Source organism: Mesorhizobium sp. M0830 (genome assembly GCF_040319965.1).
In the GTDB taxonomy this organism is placed as follows: Bacteria; Pseudomonadota; Alphaproteobacteria; order Rhizobiales; family Rhizobiaceae; genus Mesorhizobium.
On the sequence record NZ_JAMYOR010000048.1, the window covers coordinates 1 to 16,688 of the forward strand.

A 16,688-nucleotide genomic window follows, 5' to 3' on the forward strand; every position below is an offset into this window, starting at 1 on the left:
CTTCCTGTTGATCCGCCCTTCCGGCCTGTTCGGCCAGAAGCTTGTCGAGAGGATCTGAGCATGACCGCGATATCAAGCGATTTCTCGTCGGCGCCGGTGCTGCCGAAATGGGTCGCGCCCGTGCTGCTGCTCGCCTTCGCCTATGGCGTCGTGCCGCTGATCGGCTCGAACTATCTGTTCGAGGCCATCCTGCTGCCGTTCCTGGCGCTCAGCCTCGCCGGCGTGGGCTTGAACATCCTCACCGGCTATGCCGGCCAGGTTTCGCTTGGGAGTGCTGCTTTCATGGCGGCCGGCGCCTTTGCCGCCTACAATCTCAACCTGCGCATCGAGGGCCTGCCGTTGATCGGCAGTATCTTTCTCGCCGGCATTGTCGCGGCCGCGATCGGCATCGTCTTTGGTTTGCCGAGCTTGCGACTAAAGGGTTTCTATCTCGCGGTTTCGACGCTTGCCGCGCAGTTCTTCGTCCAATGGGCGTTGACCAAGTTCAGCTGGTTCTCCAACAACTCGGCGTCCGGCGTCATTGATGCGCCGAAGCTGTCGATTTCAGGCTTTGCGCTCGACGGCGCCGTCGGCCGCTATCTCTTCGCGCTGACCATCGTCGCCATCCTCACCTTCCTGGCCCACCGGCTGGTATCGTCTCAGACCGGGCGCAATTTCATCGCCATCCGCGACAATGAAACAGCCGCCCGCATCATCGGCATCCCGGTGCTGAAGACCAAGCTTCTGGCCTTCGCCGTCTCCTCCTTCATCATCGGCGTCGCCGGCGTCATCTGGGCCTTCGCGTATCTGCGGACCGTCGAGCCGGACGGCTTCGATCTCGACCGCTCGTTCCAGATACTGTTCATCATCATCATCGGCGGCCTGGCTTCGATACGCGGCGCGTTCTTCGGCGCCGCCCTGATCGTCGTCTTTCCGCTGGCTCTGTCTCGCCTCGGCGGCTTCTTGCTCGGCGATCTCTTCGATTCGGGCGTGCTCGACATGAGCCAGCGCATTGTGCTGGGCGCGCTCATCATCCTGTTTCTGATCCTCGAACCCGACGGGCTGGTGGCGCTGTGGGACAGGCTCCGAAGACGGCTCTTGTTCGCCTGGCAAACGACCTGAGCCCGTGCATTTGAAAATAGATCACATTCGAAAATGAACCAGGGGCCGAACCCAAGACGGCCCATACCGGGAGTACCTCGACAATGAATTTCCTCAGCGCAATCAAGGCGGCGGCGCTGTCCGCGGCGATGATCGTCTCGGTGGCCTTGCCCGCCGCGCATGCCGACGAGCAATATTTCCCGCTGCAAAGCTATCGCGTCGGGCCTTATGCGGCTGGCGGCACCGGCTTCTTCGGCGGCTTCATCGACTATCTCAACCTCATCAACATCCGCGACGGCGGCGTCAACGGCGTCAAGCTGACCTGGGACGAATGCGAGACCCAGTATGAGGTCGAGCGCGGCGTCGAATGCTACGAGCGGCAGAAGAGCCATGCCGGTGCCGCCGCGTGGAATCCGCTTTCGGTAGGCATCGCCTACGCCATGATCGACCGCATCACCGGCGACAAGGTGCCGCTGATCACCGTCAACCATGGCCGCACCGACTCCACCGACGGGCGTGTCTTCCCCTATGTGTTCCCGCTGCTGCTCAATCCTTACAGCGAAACATCCGGCATCGTGAACTACATCGCCTCCAAGGAAGGCGGCATCGACAAGCTGAAGGGCAAGAAGATCGTCGTGCTCTATCACGGCTCGCCCTACGGCAAGGAGACCATCCCGATCTATGAATTGCTGGCGCAGAAATACGGCTTCACCGTTCAGCAGATCGAGGTGCCGCATCCCGGCAACGAGCAGCAGTCGCAGTGGCTGACCATCCGCCGCGCCAAGCCGGACTTCGTCGTCCTGCGCGGCTGGGGCGTAATGAACCCGGTGGCGCTGAAGACGGCCGTCAAGGTCGGCTATCCCGTCGATCACATCGTCGGTAATGTCTGGTCGAATTCGGAAGAGGACGTGATCCCGGCCGGTGACGCCGCCAAGGGCTACACCGCTATCACCACCCAGGCTTCCGGCAACTCCTACCCGGTAGTGCAGGAGATCGTGAAGACGGTCTACGGCGCCGGCAAGGGCAATCTGGAAGACAAGTCGCGCATCGGCTCGGTCTACCACAACCTCGGCATCGTCAACGGCATCCTCAATGTCGAGGCGATCCGCGTCGCGCAGGAGAAGTTCGGCCATCGCACACTGACCGGCGACGAGGTCCGCTGGGGCTTCGAGCATCTCAAGCTCGATCCGGCCAAGGTCGAGGCGCTCGGCGCCAAGGATTTGTTCCACTCGATCAACGTCAGCTGGGACAATCATGAAGGCGAAGGCTACGTGACCTTCCAGCAGTGGGACGGCAAGAAGTGGAACGTCGTCTCCGACTGGATCGCGCCGGACTGGGCGCTGCTGCGGCCGATCATCGAAAAGTCCGCCGAGGCCTACGCCGCCGAAAAGGGCATCAAGCTGCGTACCGCCGATGACGCCGACGCGGTGACCACCAACTGATCAGCCAAGGCCGGGCGCTGCGAACGACTTTCCACACGCAGCCCCCGGCCTATTTCGGTTATCGAACCACGGGAATAAGAGCCCATGCCGGACAATGACGTCATTCTTGCCGTGGACGCGGTCCATGCCACCTACAATCACGCCATCACGGCGCTGCACGGCGTCAGCTTCGTGTTGCGGCGCGGCCAGATGCTTGCCTTGCTCGGTGCCAATGGCGCCGGCAAGACCACGACGCTGAAGGCCGTCTCCAACCTGTTGCCGGCCGAGCGCGGCCAGGTCAATGCCGGCACCATCCGCTATGAAGGCAGCGATGTCTCGCGCCGCAAGCCGGGCGATCTCGTGCGTGGCGGCCTGGTCCAGGTGCTGGAAGGCCGCCACTGCTTCAAGAGCCTCACTGTCGAGGAAAATCTGATTGCCGGTGGCATCGGCCGCAGCGGAAGCCGCGCCGAGATCAACAGGGATCTCGAACGGATCTACGGCTATTTTCCACGTCTCAGGGAAAAGCGCCGGACATTGTCCGGCCTGACTTCGGGCGGCGAACAGCAGATGACAGCGATTGGCCGGGCGCTGATGTCGCGGCCGCGTCTGCTGGTCCTCGACGAACCGTCGATGGGGCTCGCCCCGCTCATCGTCCAGGACATCTTCCAGACGCTTAGAAAACTCAATCGCGAGACCGGCCTGTCGATCCTGGTCGCCGAGCAGAACTCGGCGGTCGCGCTCAGATATGCCGACCATGCCACCGTCCTCGAAAACGGTGTCTCCGTTCTCTCTGGCACGGCTGCCGATCTTCGCCAGCGCGAGGACGTCCGGTCCTTCTATCTCGGTCAATCGACCCGCGAGCAACAGGCATCGCCTGCCGCCAAGCCAGCCCATCTCCACGCCGTTGCCTGAACCGAATCTCAAGGAGCAGTGAAATGACCGTTTCGACCGTCAAGACCGACCACGCTTCCGCCGCCGTGCCGCCAGTCGCGCGACCAACCGTGCCTGCGCACATCATCAAGGACGATGCCGAGGCGATTGCCATCGCCCATGCGCTCGCCGCCGAATTCGTCAAGGAGTCCTCCAAGCGAGACCGCGAGCGGATCTGGCCGGTTGCCGAACTCGACGCTTTTTCGCAAAGCGGCCTGTGGTCGATCAATGTACCCAAGGCATTCGGCGGGCCGGAGGTATCCTATGCGACGCTGGCGAAGGTGATCGAGATCATCTCGGCGGCGGACTCCTCGATCGGCCAGGTGGCGCAGAACCATCTCGGCGTCGTCGCCGCCATCCGCACGGTGTCCGACGCGGATCAGCAGAAGCTGCTGTTCGCCGAAGCGCTGAAGGGCACCCGGTTCGGCAACGCCTTTTCCGAGTTCGGCTCCAAGTGCGCCGCCGATTTCGAGACCCGCTTCACCGATGCCGGCGATCATGTGGTCGTCAACGGCCGGAAATTCTATTCGTCCGGCGCGCTGCTCGCCCACCTGGTGCCGATCGTCGCGCTCGACGACGAGGGCCGCGCCTGGTACGCCATCGCCGACCGCGGCGCGCCCGGCCTGACGGTCATCGACGACTGGTCGAGCTTCGGTCAGCGCACGACGCTGTCCGGCACCGTTATCATCGACAACGTCAAGGTGCCGAAGACGCATCTGGTGCCCGGCTACAAGGGCTACGACAGACCGACGGTAGACGGCGCCATCTTCCAGATCATCCAGGTGGCTGTCGACACCGGCATCGCACAGGCGGCGATCGACGAGACGGTCAGTTTCGTCAGGACCAAGAGCCGCGCCTGGATCGACAGCGGCGTCGACAATGCATGGGACGATCCTTACACCATCCAGGCCGTCGGTGACCTGACGCTGCGCCTGCACGCGGCGCAGGCGCTGCTGGAAAAGGCCGGACTGGCAATCGACCGGGCGGTGATCGAACCGACCGCCGAGACGGTGGCACACGCCCAGATCGTGACTGCTGAAGCCAAGATACTGTCGACCGAAATCGCCATCGCTGCGACCAACAAGCTGTTCGAGCTGGCGGGAACCCGCTCGACCCTTGCTGAACACAATCTCGACCGGCATTGGCGCAACGCGCGCACGCACACGCTGCACGATCCGGTGCGCTGGAAGTACTCGATCCTCGGCAAATATTTCCTCAACGGCGAAAACCCGCCGTTGCACGCCTGGAGCTGATTTCCATCGGCGGGCAGGCAGCTCGCCACGTCGACCTTCGACCATCATTCGCAAGAGGCCCCACTGCCATGTCAAATCCAACAGTCGTCGGTTTTTCCGGCAACATCACCCGGCCGTCAAAGACACGTGCCTTCGTCGATTTGGTCACCAGGGACATCGCCGCCAGCCACGGCCTGTCCGCGAGCACCTACGATATCGAGGATCTCGGTCCGTCGCTGGGACCCGCGAAATGGGCCCGCGATCTCGATGGGCAGGCGCGCGCGATACTGGAACAAATCCTCGCAGCCGACGTCCTCGTCGTCGGGTCGCCGACCTACAAGGGCAGCTATACCGGCCTGTTCAAGCACTTCTTCGACCTGATCGATCCGGCAGCGCTGCGGGGCAAGCCTATCGTATTGACGGCGACCGGCGGTGGCGAGCGCCATGCCCTGATCGTCGAACACCAGCTGCGGCCCCTATTCGGCTTCTTCGAGGCCTTTGCCCTGCCTACCGCCGTCTATGCCACCGACAAGGATTTCACCGACGGTGTACTGCACTCCGAGGCCATCCTGAAGCGTGCGGCGCAGGCGGTCGACGAGGTAGGCTTCGTGCTGGCCAACCGCTCGGCCGGCAGGATCGCCGCCGAATAGTCTGGAGCCACCAGATTTCGCCACGATCAAAATAAGCGAGGACAGCGCCCTCGCTTACGCGCAGTTTACGACCGCACGCTACATCCTGTTCCTGTCTGATTCGTCTGGGATAGGAACATCATGAGCAAAGCCCTCACATCCTTCGCACTGGTCGCCGTGCTGATCGCCTTGCTCATGGCCTTGAGCCTGGCTGTAGCCAGGCACGGCTATCCCTATGGCGCGATCGGCGTCAGGCGCCTTGACGGCATTGCCGATGCCGGCGTGTTCATCCCGATTGCCGCTGTCTATTTCTTCAGCGCGATGCTGATGATGATCCTGCCGATCAGGGCGGCTGGCGTCGTCCTGACCCATGCCGCCGACGCCGTCTTCTGGACCGTGATTACACTTTTTGCGGCCATCGTCGGCTGTCTGGCCGCCAGATGGGCCTTCGGCCAGGGCAGCGCCGTGTGGGCGCTGTTGAACTGGCGGTTCCTGTTTGCGGCAGCGATCGTCGGGTGTCACTTCATCATGAACGAGTTGCGCCGCAATGTGCTCTTGCGCAGCCTGTTTTTCGCCGTCTTTGCCGCCGCTACGCTAGCCTGCCTGTTGTGGTCGTTCACCCTCTGACCAGCCGGCTCCAGTCCTTGCGTGCAGTGGATGGCCGTTGACGTTTGCGCGAATTCATCTCCACGAAACAGCGCGAAAAAATCCTCGATATCCTTGGCTCCTCTTCCCAATGACCATGGCGCATGAACATGTCGCGGATGGCGTTGACGCGCTCCTCGTCGGGGCCAGCCGAGTTGAGCTCGATGGGCGTTCTCGCCGCCCACGTCGCAAGCGAGGGGGATTTTTGTCGCGGCAAGCGACGCAGTGTTTGCTTTCCCGCAAGGCAATTGTCTGGCAAATACCAATTCAGACAGATGCCGCCGCGCGGCCAACCAGCAGGGAAGACAGGATATGACGCTGTTTCGACAGAACCTCATCGATGGCGAATGGGTCGGCGAAGCCGGTTCCCGTAACATCAACCCCTCGGATACCGGCGATGTCGTCGGCGATTATGCCTCGGCGGGAGTCGAGCAGGCCAAGCAGGCGATCGCTGCAGCCAAGGCGGCGTTTCCGGCATGGTCCCGTTCCGGTCCGCTGGCGCGCCACGCGGTTCTGAAAAAGGCCGCGGACGAGATCATGGCACGCAAGGACGAGATCGGCCGCAACCTGGCGCGCGAGGAAGGCAAGACGCTGGCCGAGGGCATCGGCGAGACCATTCGCGCCGCCCAGATTTTCGATTTCTTTGCCGGCGAGACATTGCGCCTCTCAGGAGAGGTCGTGCCAAGCGTGCGGCCGGGCGTCGGCGTCGAGATCACGCGCGAGGCGGTCGGCGTGGTCGGCATCATCACGCCATGGAATTTCCCGATCGCCATTCCGGCCTGGAAGATCGCACCGGCGCTGTGCCACGGCAACACTGTCGTCTTCAAGCCGGCCGAGCTGGTTCCGGAGAGCGCCTGGACCATCGTCGATATCCTGCACCGCGCCGGCCTGCCGAAGGGCGTGCTCAATCTCGTCATGGGCAAAGGCTCGGTGGTCGGTCAGGCGATGCTCGACAGCCCCGATATCAACGCCATCACGTTCACCGGCTCGGTCGGCACCGGCAAGCGGGTCGCCGCGGCAAGCGTCGAGCATATGCGCAAGTTCCAGCTCGAAATGGGCGGCAAGAACCCGCTGGTCGTGCTCGACGATGCCGATCTCGCGGTCGCTGTCGATTGCGCGCTCAACGGCGCCTTCTTCTCGACCGGCCAGCGCTGCACCGCCTCGTCCAGGCTGATCGTGACGGATGCCATTCACGACCGTTTCGTCGACGCCCTCAAGGATCGCATGAGCAAGCTGGTTATCGGCGACGCGCTCGACGCGCAGACCCAGATCGGTCCGGTCGTCGACGCCACACAGTTGAAGCAGGACGAGGACTACATCGCCATCGGCGTCAGGGAGGGCGCCACGCTTGCCTTCGGCGGTGAGCGGCTCGACCGCAAGACGCCGGGCTTCTACCTGCAGCCGGCCCTGCTGACGCAGGCCACCAACGCCATGCGCAGTTCGCGCGAGGAGATATTCGGACCCGTCGCCAGCGTCATCCGCGTCAAGGATTATGACGAGGCGCTTTCCGTCGCCAACGACACGCCGTTCGGGCTGACATCGGGCATCTGCACCTTGAGCCTCAAGCACGCCACCCACTTCAAGCGAAATTCGGAGGCTGGCATGGTGATGGTCAACCTGCCAACAGCGGGTGTCGACTTCCATGTTCCCTTCGGCGGCCGCAAGGGCTCGAGCTACGGCCCGCGCGAACAAGGCCGCTACGCGGCGGAATTCTACACCACGGTGAAAACCGCCTATACGTTCCCAGGCTGATCGGCCATTGGCCGATCATGCCGGGCTGATCGGTCGCCTCTGATCGGGCCCGCAACCCCCTACGTACGGTCACTGGGCACATCGAGATTGGAGTGGTGCGAAGCGATGACGGTGCAGAACCTGACCTGGCTCAATCCGCCGCCGCACCATTCCATCGACGGCGATGCCGTTCGTGTGCGAACCGGTAAGGAGACCGATTTCTGGCGCGAGACGTTCTACGAGTTCTGGCGCGACAACGGTCACTTTCTTTACCGGCAGGTCGAGGGCGATTTCACCGCCGAGGTCACCGTCAAAGGCGACTACAAGGTGCTTTATGATCAAGCCGGACTGATGGTCCGGCTGAGCGAAACGCATTGGATCAAGGCCGGCATCGAATACAGCGACGGCGTGATGTACTTTTCCGTCGTCGTCACCAACGATGCCTCCGACTGGTCGCTGGCCACAATTCCGGCCAGTCCCGACGGTGTCAGGATCCGAGTGACCCGTCACGCCGAGACGATCCGCGTCCAGTACCTCGATGCTTCCGACAGCCACTGGAAGCCGGTGCGGCTTGCCTATTTTCCGATCTCGAAGACGGTCGATGTTGGTATGATGTGCTGCTCGCCGCAGCGCGAGGGTTTCGAGGTCACATTCTCCGATTTTTCCGTCGGACCACCGATTTCGCGCGAACTGCACGATTGATCGAAGAGAGCCTCGGCCCCTCACCATGGACGTGCCTGGACGCGTGTATGCGAAGCAGGTCCCGCACAGCACGATGATTGAGCAGCGGGCGCTCCGGACTTTGCGCCGGAGCACGGCGTGGTCACCGCCTGGACCACGCCAGCCAGCGGCCCGCCAGATGTTTCCAGGATGAGGTGAGCTTTGTCCGCCGATAGGCGTCGCCGGCCATCTTGATGCCTTGTGCCTGGGTCGGGAAAGGGTGGATGACGTCGGCCAGCGCGTGCAATCCCATGCCCGACTTGATCGCCAGCGACACCGCATTGATCATCTCGCCCGCATGACTGGCGACGATCGTGGCACCAAGGATGCGGTCGGACCCCTCCCTGACGTGGATTTTGGCGAAACCCTCCTCCTCGCCGTCCATGACTGCGCGGGCGACGTCGTGCATCAGCACCGTATAGGTCTTGACTGGGATGCCGTTCTGGCGCGCCTCCGTTGGATAGAGGCCGACATGGGCGATCTCCGGATCGGTGTAGGTGCACCACGGAATAACCAGTTCGCTTAATTTCCTGCGTCCGAGAAACAGGGCATTGCCCACAACAATCCGCGCCGTCGCCTCGGCGGTATGGGTGAATTTGTATGCGAGGCAGACGTCGCCCGCCGCATAGATGCGCGGATTGGTGGTTCTCAGATAGTCGTCCACTTTGATCCCGGTGGCGTCATACGCCACCCCGGCGTTCTCCAGGTCGAGCCCGTCGACATTGGGCGAACGGCCGATGCCGGTGATGATCTCGTCGACGGAAACCGTCATCGTGTCGCCGTCGCACACAAGGTCGGCGAGCTTCTTGCCGCCTTCTGTCCGTACCGCCACCGCCTCGGTATTCAGGCGAACCTCGACCCCTTCGCGCGCCAGCGCGTCGGAAAGGATCTGGGCGGCGTCGCGTTCCTCGCCAGGCAGAAACATCGGCTCCCGCTGCACCAGGATGACGCTGGCGCCCAGCAGGCAGAAGGCCTGCGCCGCCTCGCACCCGAGCGGTCCGCCGCCAATGACCAGAAGCCGTTTCGGGCACTCTGTGAGATCGAACATCGTTTCGTTGCTGAGATAGCCGGCCTCGGTGAGGCCCGGAATCGTCGGCAGGGCCGGACGCGCGCCCGTCGCAACCAGCGCCTTCTTGAAACGCAGAGTCTTCCCGGCAACCGTGACCTCGTCCGGCCCGGAAAAACGTGCTTCGCCGAAGTAGAGGTCGATGCCTGCGGAAACCACGCTCGCAGCCGAATCGGCGCGGCTGATCCGCTGCCGGATCTGCCGCATCCTCGTCATTGCCCGCTGAAAGTCGATGCGAAGACGGTCCGGCGTGTCGCCGCCGAGATTTTCGGCATCGCGCATATCCGCATAGAGCCTGGCCGTGCGGATGATCGCTTTCGACGGGATGCAGCCGACGTTGATGCAGGTGCCGCCGATCAGCCCGCGCTCGATCAGCGCGACTTTCGCACCGAGGTTTGCCGCCTCGCTGGCAGCGGTCAAGCCGGCCGGCCCGGCGCCGATGACGAGGAGATTGTATGGGCCATTGGGCTCAGGGTTCTTCCACAGCGGTGGATGGGCACCCCTGATCAGCTCGATGTCATGGCGGTCGACAGGGAAGGCGGTGGCCATGGTCCGGTCACGCGACATCGCCACCACCTGACGCCGGGCTTGCCGGCTTAGACAGCCAACCGCCGCTGAATCCGGCTCTGCCCAGGCCGCGGCGGATGTGCGGGTTGGACCGCATCAGTTCCCAGATCAGGCGCGACCGATGGTTCTCGATCATCATCACCACGATGCCCTGATCCAACCCGAAATGGCCTTCCGACACCCAGCCGTTGCGGCCGAATTGTCGCCGGTTGGCCAATGTCGGATTGAAGCCGCTCGGCAGCCGGAAATTGTCAATCACCTCGGGGTAGCGGTCCCTGAGATGGCGCAAGGCCGCCAGGCAGATATCCGGCGCGAAGGGCAGCGACGCCAAACAGGACCATGGGGCGATCGTTCCGTCGTCCGGCCCGAAAGGCGCGCCGCGCGCGGCATAGCCGGAAAACCGGCGACGCTGTCGCTGTACGCTGGCACGAAAGCTGCCGGGTCCGTCGCCCGCCGAAAGTCCCCACAGGTTCGCGTCGTAGCCGCCGTAGCCGTAAGGGTTGTGGCGCGCATAGTCGCGGTGCAAGTACGTCGAACGGCGGCTGTTTTCGAAATAGTCCGAGTTCTTCTCACGCATGAAAGCGTCGCGGATGCCGGCGAAGTCGATCCAGGCATGCGAGAACTGGTGCATGAACAGAGGACCGCCATAGAGCACGTCGTAGCCGTAGATGTTTTCCCACTGATAGGTCGCCGTCCAACCCTCGTAGCTGTCGTCCGAGGTCGGGTTGTCGGGCGAGGCCATCGACAGCACGTAGAGGATCGTCGCTTCGTTGTAGCCTTCCCAGCCATAGTGGAGAAAGCCGCTCTTCGGCTTCCAGCCCTGCCGGAGCGTCGGGCTCGAGCCTTGCGCCCACCGCCAGTCGACGCGCCGGTAGAGCGCCTCGGCCAGTTGGCGGATTTCGGCTTCGTCGCCATCGTCGTCGGAGAAATAGGCGCCTGCCACCAGCATGCCTGATATCAACAATGCGGTATCCACCATCGACAGTTCGCAGCGCCAGACGCGCAGGCCGGTCCGCATGTCGAGGAAATGGTAGTAAAAACCCTTGTGGCCGGTGACCTCGTCGCCATTGCCTTGCCGGCTGGTCGAGAAGAAACGCAGAGCGGCAAGCGTCAGCTTCACGGCCGCATCGCGCGCCATCCAGCCGCGCTCGACGCCGATCGGGTAGCAGGACAGCGCGAAACCGACGACAGCGATGCTGGCCGGCGAATTCGGCCGCGACGTATCGGCGACCAGTCCATTTTCCGGGTTCACGTTCTCGATGAAATAATCGAAGGCGGCGCGCTGATAGCGCTCCAGAAGCTCGTCGTCGGACAGCACGGCAGGTTCGACCTTAAGCAAAAGAAGCAACCTCCCGCCCGATTGCTGTCAATTGCCAAGCGGTGGCATAGCACCGGCAGGTCATTGCCGAACTGTCACGCCGTGTCATGGCTTTCCCCGCATAGCTTTGTTGCATCTCCGTCGATTCGAAGTCTGGGATTATACGCCGCTGCGCACCCGTTCGTTGCACCGTCACGCGGAATTGAGATGCGTCCTGCTTAGTAGGTGGCGCGGCCGCTGGAAAAGTCGAACATGGCGGCCGTCGTGAACGAGCACTCCTCCGAGGCGATCCGCAGGTTAGCGCCACTCGTCGGCCTCGCCAACGCGGGCCATCAGTATCTTTGGCAGTATGAAGTCGATGTGCTGCCGGGCGCCTCTCCGCAAATGCCTCGCTGTAAGACAAGGTGACCGGATTTGCCATTGAGCGCCGGGCGCGATAGGTTATATTGCGCTGCACAATGGAGACGCCGTTTATTGCACGCCCATGTTTGCGAAAATTCCGGCCGGCTCATGGCTTGCCGGCCGTGGGTCGTGCCGGCGGGACTCTGAGATGAAGATTCCAAAGTCGTTGCTGATCGATCCCGAGAAAAACTCGGTCTATGGCGCCTTTGCCGTGGCCGTGTCGATCTGGGCGTTTTCCTACTCCGTCATTTTCGGCCAGGTGCTGATTCTCGCCTATTATGCGGTCTGGCTTCCGCTCATCCTGGTCGATTACCGGCGGTTTATGCGCCAACTGTCCAGCGCCTGGCTGCCGTTGCTGTTTGCGGCCTATGTCTGCTCCTCCGTCTTCTGGTCGCAGGCGCCCGGCGTCACGGCGAGAACGGCCGTCCAGTATTTTTCCCATATAGCCTGCGCCTATGTCGCTGCGCGCACCGTCAGCGTGCGCACGCTGACCATAGGTGCTCTGGTCGGGATATTCGTCGTCCTCATCTATTCGCTGAAGGTCGCGAACTATTCCGAAGACGTTCTGGATGGCACTGTCAACTTTGTCGGCGCCTTCGCTTCCAAGAACCAGATAGGCTTTGTCGGTTCGCTCGGCATCTATTTCTGCGCCGTCTTCCTCGCCTTTTACAGGCGCGGCCGGCTGAGCCTCATCCTGACGGCGCCCGTCGTGCTGCTGTCGGCCTATGTGCTCATCGTATCGCATTCCGCCACCTCGATGGCCTCGATCCCGGCGGTTCTGGCGCTGGTGGCGCTTCTTGCGATGAGCAAACTTTTGTCACGGCGCTATCGCCGCGTGATCTTCCTGATCGGCGCCGGGCTGCTGGTCGTGGTTGCGTTTGTCGCCTTGAATCTCGGGCTGATGGACTTCGTCCTCGGCCTCTTCGGCAAGGATTCAACGTTGACCGGGCGGACCTATCTGTGGGAACAGGGCTGGAATACCGTGCAGAAATCGCCAATTCTCGGTGTTGGCTATGCCGCCTATTGGGTGCAGGGTTTCGCCGAAGCCGAGCGGCTGTGGAACGAATTCTACATCACCACACGCACCGGCTTCCACTTCCACAACACCTACATCGAAGCCCTCGTCGAACTTGGCTTCGTCGGGGCGACGCTGGTATCGCTGATCATGTTGCGCACGCTCTACGGCCACGTCGCCGCTGTGATCTTCAGGACATGGCAGGCGGATTCGGTGATCCTCGCCGGCGTGATGGTGCTGCTGCTGATCCGCTCCTTCGTCGAGGTCGAGGTACTCAATCCCTACATCATGGGCTCTTTCCTGATGTACTTCAGCTTCTTCAAGCTGGCGCGAGTGCCCGTTACCAGCAGGCGACGGTCACAAGCCATAGAACAGGCAGAGGCCAGGGGAGAGGCCGATTGGCCCCGGCATGCTGGCCGTCCGGCGGCCGCCGATCCGTCATGACCCACCGGCTCGCAGGTTGAACTCAGCGCTCGCAAAAACAGTAGTGCCGCTGCGCTTTTCGCGATCTGGGCCGAACTCTGATATACCTGCTGCAATGCATGGGAGGTTTTCATGCCATATGCTGTTGAGACATGCCCAGACGACGTTGATCGATTAAAAACGCTTCTGCACAGCCTTGGTGAAGAGGGCAGTAAGATCGTCAACGTAATCTGGCAGCCCACGCGAGATATTCCGGCGGAGAACGGTCCATTCACAACGCCGTCTGGCTACATAATCATTTTGGAATACCCACGCTAAGTGCCGGCCAGAAACGCCCCACTGACGTGATCGGATTGCCACAGACGACCAAGCCGCCGCCCGTTGATTTCAAATTTCCAACACTGAAACACGTCCCAACCCTATCGGATCGAAATACTGGGCGGTGCCGGCGCGTCTATTGGCTGGCCAGCGGCGCCAGCTTGACCTTGATCACATCGCCAGGCAGCACCGGCGTATCTTCCTTCGCGGCAATTTCGCTGGTCTTGCCGTCGACGATTCTCACCAGTGTGTAGAGCAGGGTAGGCTCTTCATTGGTAGCACTGGCGGCCGCCGTCGTGGCAGGATCGGTTGCCTGGGCGATCAGGCCTTTCTGCATATTCGCCTTCAGCGCCGCCTCGTTCAGCTCGGCTTCGGTCTGCTGCCGGTCGGTGGCGAGCCTTGAACTCAAGGTATTCTGGGCATCGATGGCATCCTGCGTAGCCTTGCTGATCGCCTGTTTGGCGGTGAGGATGGCCGTTTCGTAGTCCAGGATCTTGCCCTGCAGATCGGCAACGTTTTGGCGCGAATCCAGCAGTCGGGCGTTGGCGATCAGGCCTTTCTGCGCCAGCGGGCCGATGCTGGTGAGTTGCTGCTGCGCCAGATCGACCTGCTGCTGCTGGTTGACGATCTTCTTCTGCAGGGATTCGATCTCGGACTGTAGAACCCTCTTCAGCTCGTCGAGCGCCTCGAGTTTCAGCTTTAGCGCTTTTTGGTCGGCCGTCAGGATCGTCATCTCGTCGGCGACGATGGCTGGCAGTCTCGGATCGCCCTCGACCTCCTTCGGTACGTCGAAACTTGTCTTGCCGGTCATGTCCGCGTCGATGCGGGCGCGCTTGACGATTAGCCGAATGCGCAAGTCGTCAGAGATATCGAAGTTACCCTTGGCTGTGACCAGATCCTTGCCTAGCTGAGGACCATAGTCGGGGTTTCGCCTGATGCCACCGGCGACGCTGATCGCCTGCAACACTGTCAGGTCGGGCACATAAGGAAATTTGCCGGGGTTCTGTACTTCGCCCGAAATGTAGAATGGCCGGAACTGCGCCATTTCGACCGAGGCTTCCGGCCTATCCGACAGAGCGAGCTTGCGTTGCAGCGCCTCACCGATCGTCGTTGCGATTTCGGACGTGGTCTTGCCTGCTGCCGGCACTTCGCCGACGAACGGCACCGACAGCGTGCCCGATGGACCGACCGTGTACTCGCCATTCACCGCCGACCAGTCACGAAACGTGCCTTCCACGGTCTGCCATTCGGCAACTCGAATGGTGAGTTTGTCCTGCGAGCCGAGGCGGTAGTCGCCTGCGACGGCGATGTGGGGGACGACGAGCGACATGGCGAGGCACGTGGCCAGCAAACGCGCCCGCCGCAGGCGGCCGGAAACCGGGCTGCTGCGAAGGGCTTCGAACATATCTTTTTTCAACTGAACATTCCGATCCGCTTTAGCCCCATCGCCCGATGAGCTTGCGTCGAATGGCCGGCGCCAATATCTGGCGTTGGCCACCGGCCGGTCAGTAAGAGCCGCGCGACATCCAGACGGCCGGGACGGTCTTGATGATGATGCGAACGTCCTCGAACAGCGACCAGTTCTCGACATAGTGGCGGTCGAAGGCGACGCGGCTGTCATAGGACACATCGTTGCGCCCGCTGACCTGCCACAGGCCGGTCAGGCCCGGGCGGGATTTCAGGTAGTAGACCGCTGACGTGCCATAGATTTCCAGCTCGTCGCGCACGACCGGACGAGGGCCGACTAGGCTCATGTCGCCCTGCAGGATGTTGATGATCTGCGGCAGTTCATCCAGGCTGAGTTTCCTCAGTACGGCTCCGACACGGGTGACGCGCGGGTCGTTCTTCAGCTTGCGGGTCGCGATCCACTCGGCGTTGGCGTCCGGGTTGGTGGCGAGATAGGCCGCCAGCACCTTGTCGCCGTCCGGAACCATGGTGCGGAACTTCAGGCACGAAAAAATCCGCCCGCCGCGCCCGATTCGCCTGTGGCCGTAGAAGATCGAGCCGCCGTCGGAAAACTTGACGAGCAGCGCTATCATGACGAACAGTGGGCTGAGAGCGATCAAGCCAATCAGTGAACCGGTAATGTCGAAACTGCGTTTGAGCAGGCCGCCGATCGGCGGCGGAAAATCGATGTCAGCCTGCGAAAAGCCCGCTGTGGCTGACTTGGCAACATCCCTCATGCCATAAACTCCATGCGTTGAACGAATGGTTCGCGGCAAGATACCAAAAAAATGTTGCAGCGCAACACACAATTTCCAACCGCATTGAAATAGTCGCGTCATGAATTGACTAAATAATAAGCTAGTCATGCACAAATTTCGGCGTACTTAGCACGTTTGTGACAAGAAATGGGCATAGTCGGAAAAATACCGACATTTGTAGGGCGGTTTTTAGGCAAGCCTACCTGCCGACCAAGGTGCGGCGCATGTTAGTGCTTTAGCGTTAGGCGGTGCTTGGACAAAACCATCTAAAATACTACTCAATATTGGCTATTCTACTGAAAAATGCTGATGGCGGGAGATCGGCTTGAATCTCGTTGCGTGCGTTGCAGCATGGCGGAGTCGATCGCAAAAGCCCGATGAAAAATATCCGGAGTTGCCCTTGCCGCCTACTGCTCGTCTTAATAGAATTGCAAATTATATCTGTCACAGTGGCGACAGGTAGAAAAGGCCGGAAGCAACCGGCCGAGAGTGGGCGACCTTAACAAGCCCACATGACAAGGGACGGCGCTCGGGTGGGGCAAAACGTTATATGTACCCGAGCCGGTTTATGGGCTGTTGGGTATGGCACTTCCAAAATTCATCCTCGGGATGATTTTCGCTCTGGCTATCGTGGTCGGCTGGTCCTGGCTGGGCGGCGCATCGATAGGCACAATACTGGTGCGCGTCATCATCTGCGCGGTTGTCATCCAGGCGGGTTACTTCGTGCTCGTCTACGCTATGATCGCCAGGAGCCCGCCGACGCCGGCCGACATGGCTCGTGACGCTGGGCGAAAACTGAATGCGCCCGAAGTTGCCGAAGGCGAGAAACTGAGCGCAAGGCGCGGCCTGCACTAGACGCGGCTTATCAGCCTTACGCAACGTTGGCGGGTTCGCTCTCCGGCTGTTCCCCCGACGGCATCCTCGACGACCGGCTGCCGTTTTTTCCTTCAGCCGCTGATATTTGGCCTCGGCGATACGGCCGCATGG

14 protein-coding genes are annotated in these 16,688 nt (G+C 61.7%); 10 read left to right on the forward strand and 4 right to left on the reverse strand.

Features of this window, described 5'->3' with window-relative positions:
• The first annotated feature begins 60 nt into the window (after positions 1–60).
• From NKI20_RS24075 to NKI20_RS24110, 8 genes are all read left to right on the forward strand, one after another.
• Positions 61–1,101, forward strand: a complete 1,041-nt coding sequence (locus NKI20_RS24075; RefSeq protein ID WP_352834974.1) for a branched-chain amino acid ABC transporter permease — start codon at positions 61–63, stop codon at positions 1,099–1,101.
• Between the two features lie 83 nt (positions 1,102–1,184).
• On the forward strand, positions 1,185–2,522 hold the full coding sequence (locus tag NKI20_RS24080; RefSeq protein ID WP_352727289.1) for an ABC transporter substrate-binding protein: 1,338 nt from the start codon (positions 1,185–1,187) through the stop codon (positions 2,520–2,522).
• 84 nt (positions 2,523–2,606) lie between these two features.
• Positions 2,607–3,413 (forward strand): ABC transporter ATP-binding protein, encoded by an 807-nt coding sequence (locus tag NKI20_RS24085; protein WP_352834977.1) that lies wholly within the window; start codon positions 2,607–2,609, stop codon positions 3,411–3,413.
• Between the two features lie 23 nt (positions 3,414–3,436).
• On the forward strand, positions 3,437–4,684 hold the full coding sequence (locus NKI20_RS24090; RefSeq protein ID WP_352834980.1) for an SfnB family sulfur acquisition oxidoreductase: 1,248 nt from the start codon (positions 3,437–3,439) through the stop codon (positions 4,682–4,684).
• Between the two features lie 68 nt (positions 4,685–4,752).
• A complete protein-coding gene (gene msuE / locus NKI20_RS24095; protein ID WP_352608150.1) occupies positions 4,753–5,313 on the forward strand; it encodes an FMN reductase in 561 nt (186 codons plus the stop codon).
• Positions 5,314–5,433: 120 nt separating this feature from the next.
• The gene (locus tag NKI20_RS24100; RefSeq protein WP_352608152.1) at positions 5,434–5,919 is read left to right on the forward strand and encodes a hypothetical protein; all 486 of its coding nucleotides are present in this window, start codon (positions 5,434–5,436) and stop codon (positions 5,917–5,919) included.
• Between the two features lie 330 nt (positions 5,920–6,249).
• Complete coding sequence (locus tag NKI20_RS24105; RefSeq protein WP_352834985.1) at positions 6,250–7,689, forward strand: aldehyde dehydrogenase family protein; 1,440 nt, start codon at positions 6,250–6,252, stop codon at positions 7,687–7,689.
• Between the two features lie 105 nt (positions 7,690–7,794).
• Positions 7,795–8,370 carry a DUF1349 domain-containing protein gene (locus NKI20_RS24110; protein WP_352608155.1) on the forward strand — a complete coding sequence of 192 codons (576 nt, stop codon included), beginning with the start codon at positions 7,795–7,797 and terminating at the stop codon, positions 8,368–8,370.
• A 121-nt stretch (positions 8,371–8,491) separates the two neighbouring features.
• On the opposite strand, the gene NKI20_RS24115 is transcribed toward NKI20_RS24110, so the two are convergent.
• Together NKI20_RS24115 and NKI20_RS24120 are read right to left on the reverse strand one after the other, a co-directional pair.
• On the reverse strand, positions 8,492–10,021 hold the full coding sequence (locus tag NKI20_RS24115) for a mercuric reductase (RefSeq protein ID WP_352834988.1): 1,530 nt from the start codon (positions 10,019–10,021) through the stop codon (positions 8,492–8,494).
• Positions 10,011–11,360 (reverse strand): glucoamylase family protein, encoded by a 1,350-nt coding sequence (locus tag NKI20_RS24120; protein ID WP_352834991.1) that lies wholly within the window; start codon positions 11,358–11,360, stop codon positions 10,011–10,013. The genes NKI20_RS24115 and NKI20_RS24120 overlap by 11 nt, the downstream gene beginning before the upstream one ends.
• A gap of 529 nt (positions 11,361–11,889) precedes the next feature.
• Between NKI20_RS24120 and NKI20_RS24125 the strand changes: the two genes are divergently transcribed.
• Positions 11,890–13,200, forward strand: coding sequence for an O-antigen ligase family protein (locus tag NKI20_RS24125; protein ID WP_352834994.1), 1,311 nt, complete (start codon positions 11,890–11,892; stop codon positions 13,198–13,200).
• Between the two features lie 433 nt (positions 13,201–13,633).
• Here the strand turns inward: NKI20_RS24125 and NKI20_RS24130 are convergent, their stop codons facing one another.
• Both NKI20_RS24130 and NKI20_RS24135 read right to left on the reverse strand, forming a co-directional pair.
• Positions 13,634–14,902: a polysaccharide biosynthesis/export family protein gene (locus tag NKI20_RS24130; protein WP_031260783.1), complete on the reverse strand. Its 1,269-nt coding sequence runs from the start codon at positions 14,900–14,902 to the stop codon at positions 13,634–13,636.
• A gap of 100 nt (positions 14,903–15,002) precedes the next feature.
• A complete protein-coding gene (locus tag NKI20_RS24135; RefSeq protein WP_023761497.1) occupies positions 15,003–15,680 on the reverse strand; it encodes a sugar transferase in 678 nt (225 codons plus the stop codon).
• 603 nt (positions 15,681–16,283) lie between these two features.
• Here NKI20_RS24135 and NKI20_RS24140 point away from each other — a divergent pair.
• Positions 16,284–16,556: an exopolysaccharide production repressor protein gene (locus tag NKI20_RS24140; protein ID WP_352834998.1), complete on the forward strand. Its 273-nt coding sequence runs from the start codon at positions 16,284–16,286 to the stop codon at positions 16,554–16,556.
• Positions 16,557–16,688 lie beyond the last annotated feature (132 nt).

Bases quoted from the DNA above. Each gene is read 5' to 3' on its own strand.
- NKI20_RS24075 (WP_352834974.1), top strand. From the start codon at position 61: ATGACCGCGATATCAAGCGATTTCTCGTCGGCGCCGGTGCTGCCGAAA.
- NKI20_RS24080 (WP_352727289.1), top strand. From the start codon at position 1,185: ATGAATTTCCTCAGCGCAATCAAGGCGGCGGCGCTGTCCGCGGCGATG.
- NKI20_RS24085 (WP_352834977.1), top strand. From the start codon at position 2,607: ATGCCGGACAATGACGTCATTCTTGCCGTGGACGCGGTCCATGCCACC.
- NKI20_RS24090 (WP_352834980.1), top strand. From the start codon at position 3,437: ATGACCGTTTCGACCGTCAAGACCGACCACGCTTCCGCCGCCGTGCCG.
- msuE (WP_352608150.1), top strand. From the start codon at position 4,753: ATGTCAAATCCAACAGTCGTCGGTTTTTCCGGCAACATCACCCGGCCG.
- NKI20_RS24100 (WP_352608152.1), top strand. From the start codon at position 5,434: ATGAGCAAAGCCCTCACATCCTTCGCACTGGTCGCCGTGCTGATCGCC.
- NKI20_RS24105 (WP_352834985.1), top strand. From the start codon at position 6,250: ATGACGCTGTTTCGACAGAACCTCATCGATGGCGAATGGGTCGGCGAA.
- NKI20_RS24110 (WP_352608155.1), top strand. From the start codon at position 7,795: ATGACGGTGCAGAACCTGACCTGGCTCAATCCGCCGCCGCACCATTCC.
- NKI20_RS24115 (WP_352834988.1), bottom strand. From the start codon at position 10,021: ATGTCGCGTGACCGGACCATGGCCACCGCCTTCCCTGTCGACCGCCAT.
- NKI20_RS24125 (WP_352834994.1), top strand. From the start codon at position 11,890: ATGAAGATTCCAAAGTCGTTGCTGATCGATCCCGAGAAAAACTCGGTC.
- NKI20_RS24130 (WP_031260783.1), bottom strand. From the start codon at position 14,902: ATGTTCGAAGCCCTTCGCAGCAGCCCGGTTTCCGGCCGCCTGCGGCGG.
- NKI20_RS24135 (WP_023761497.1), bottom strand. From the start codon at position 15,680: ATGAGGGATGTTGCCAAGTCAGCCACAGCGGGCTTTTCGCAGGCTGAC.
- NKI20_RS24140 (WP_352834998.1), top strand. From the start codon at position 16,284: ATGGCACTTCCAAAATTCATCCTCGGGATGATTTTCGCTCTGGCTATC.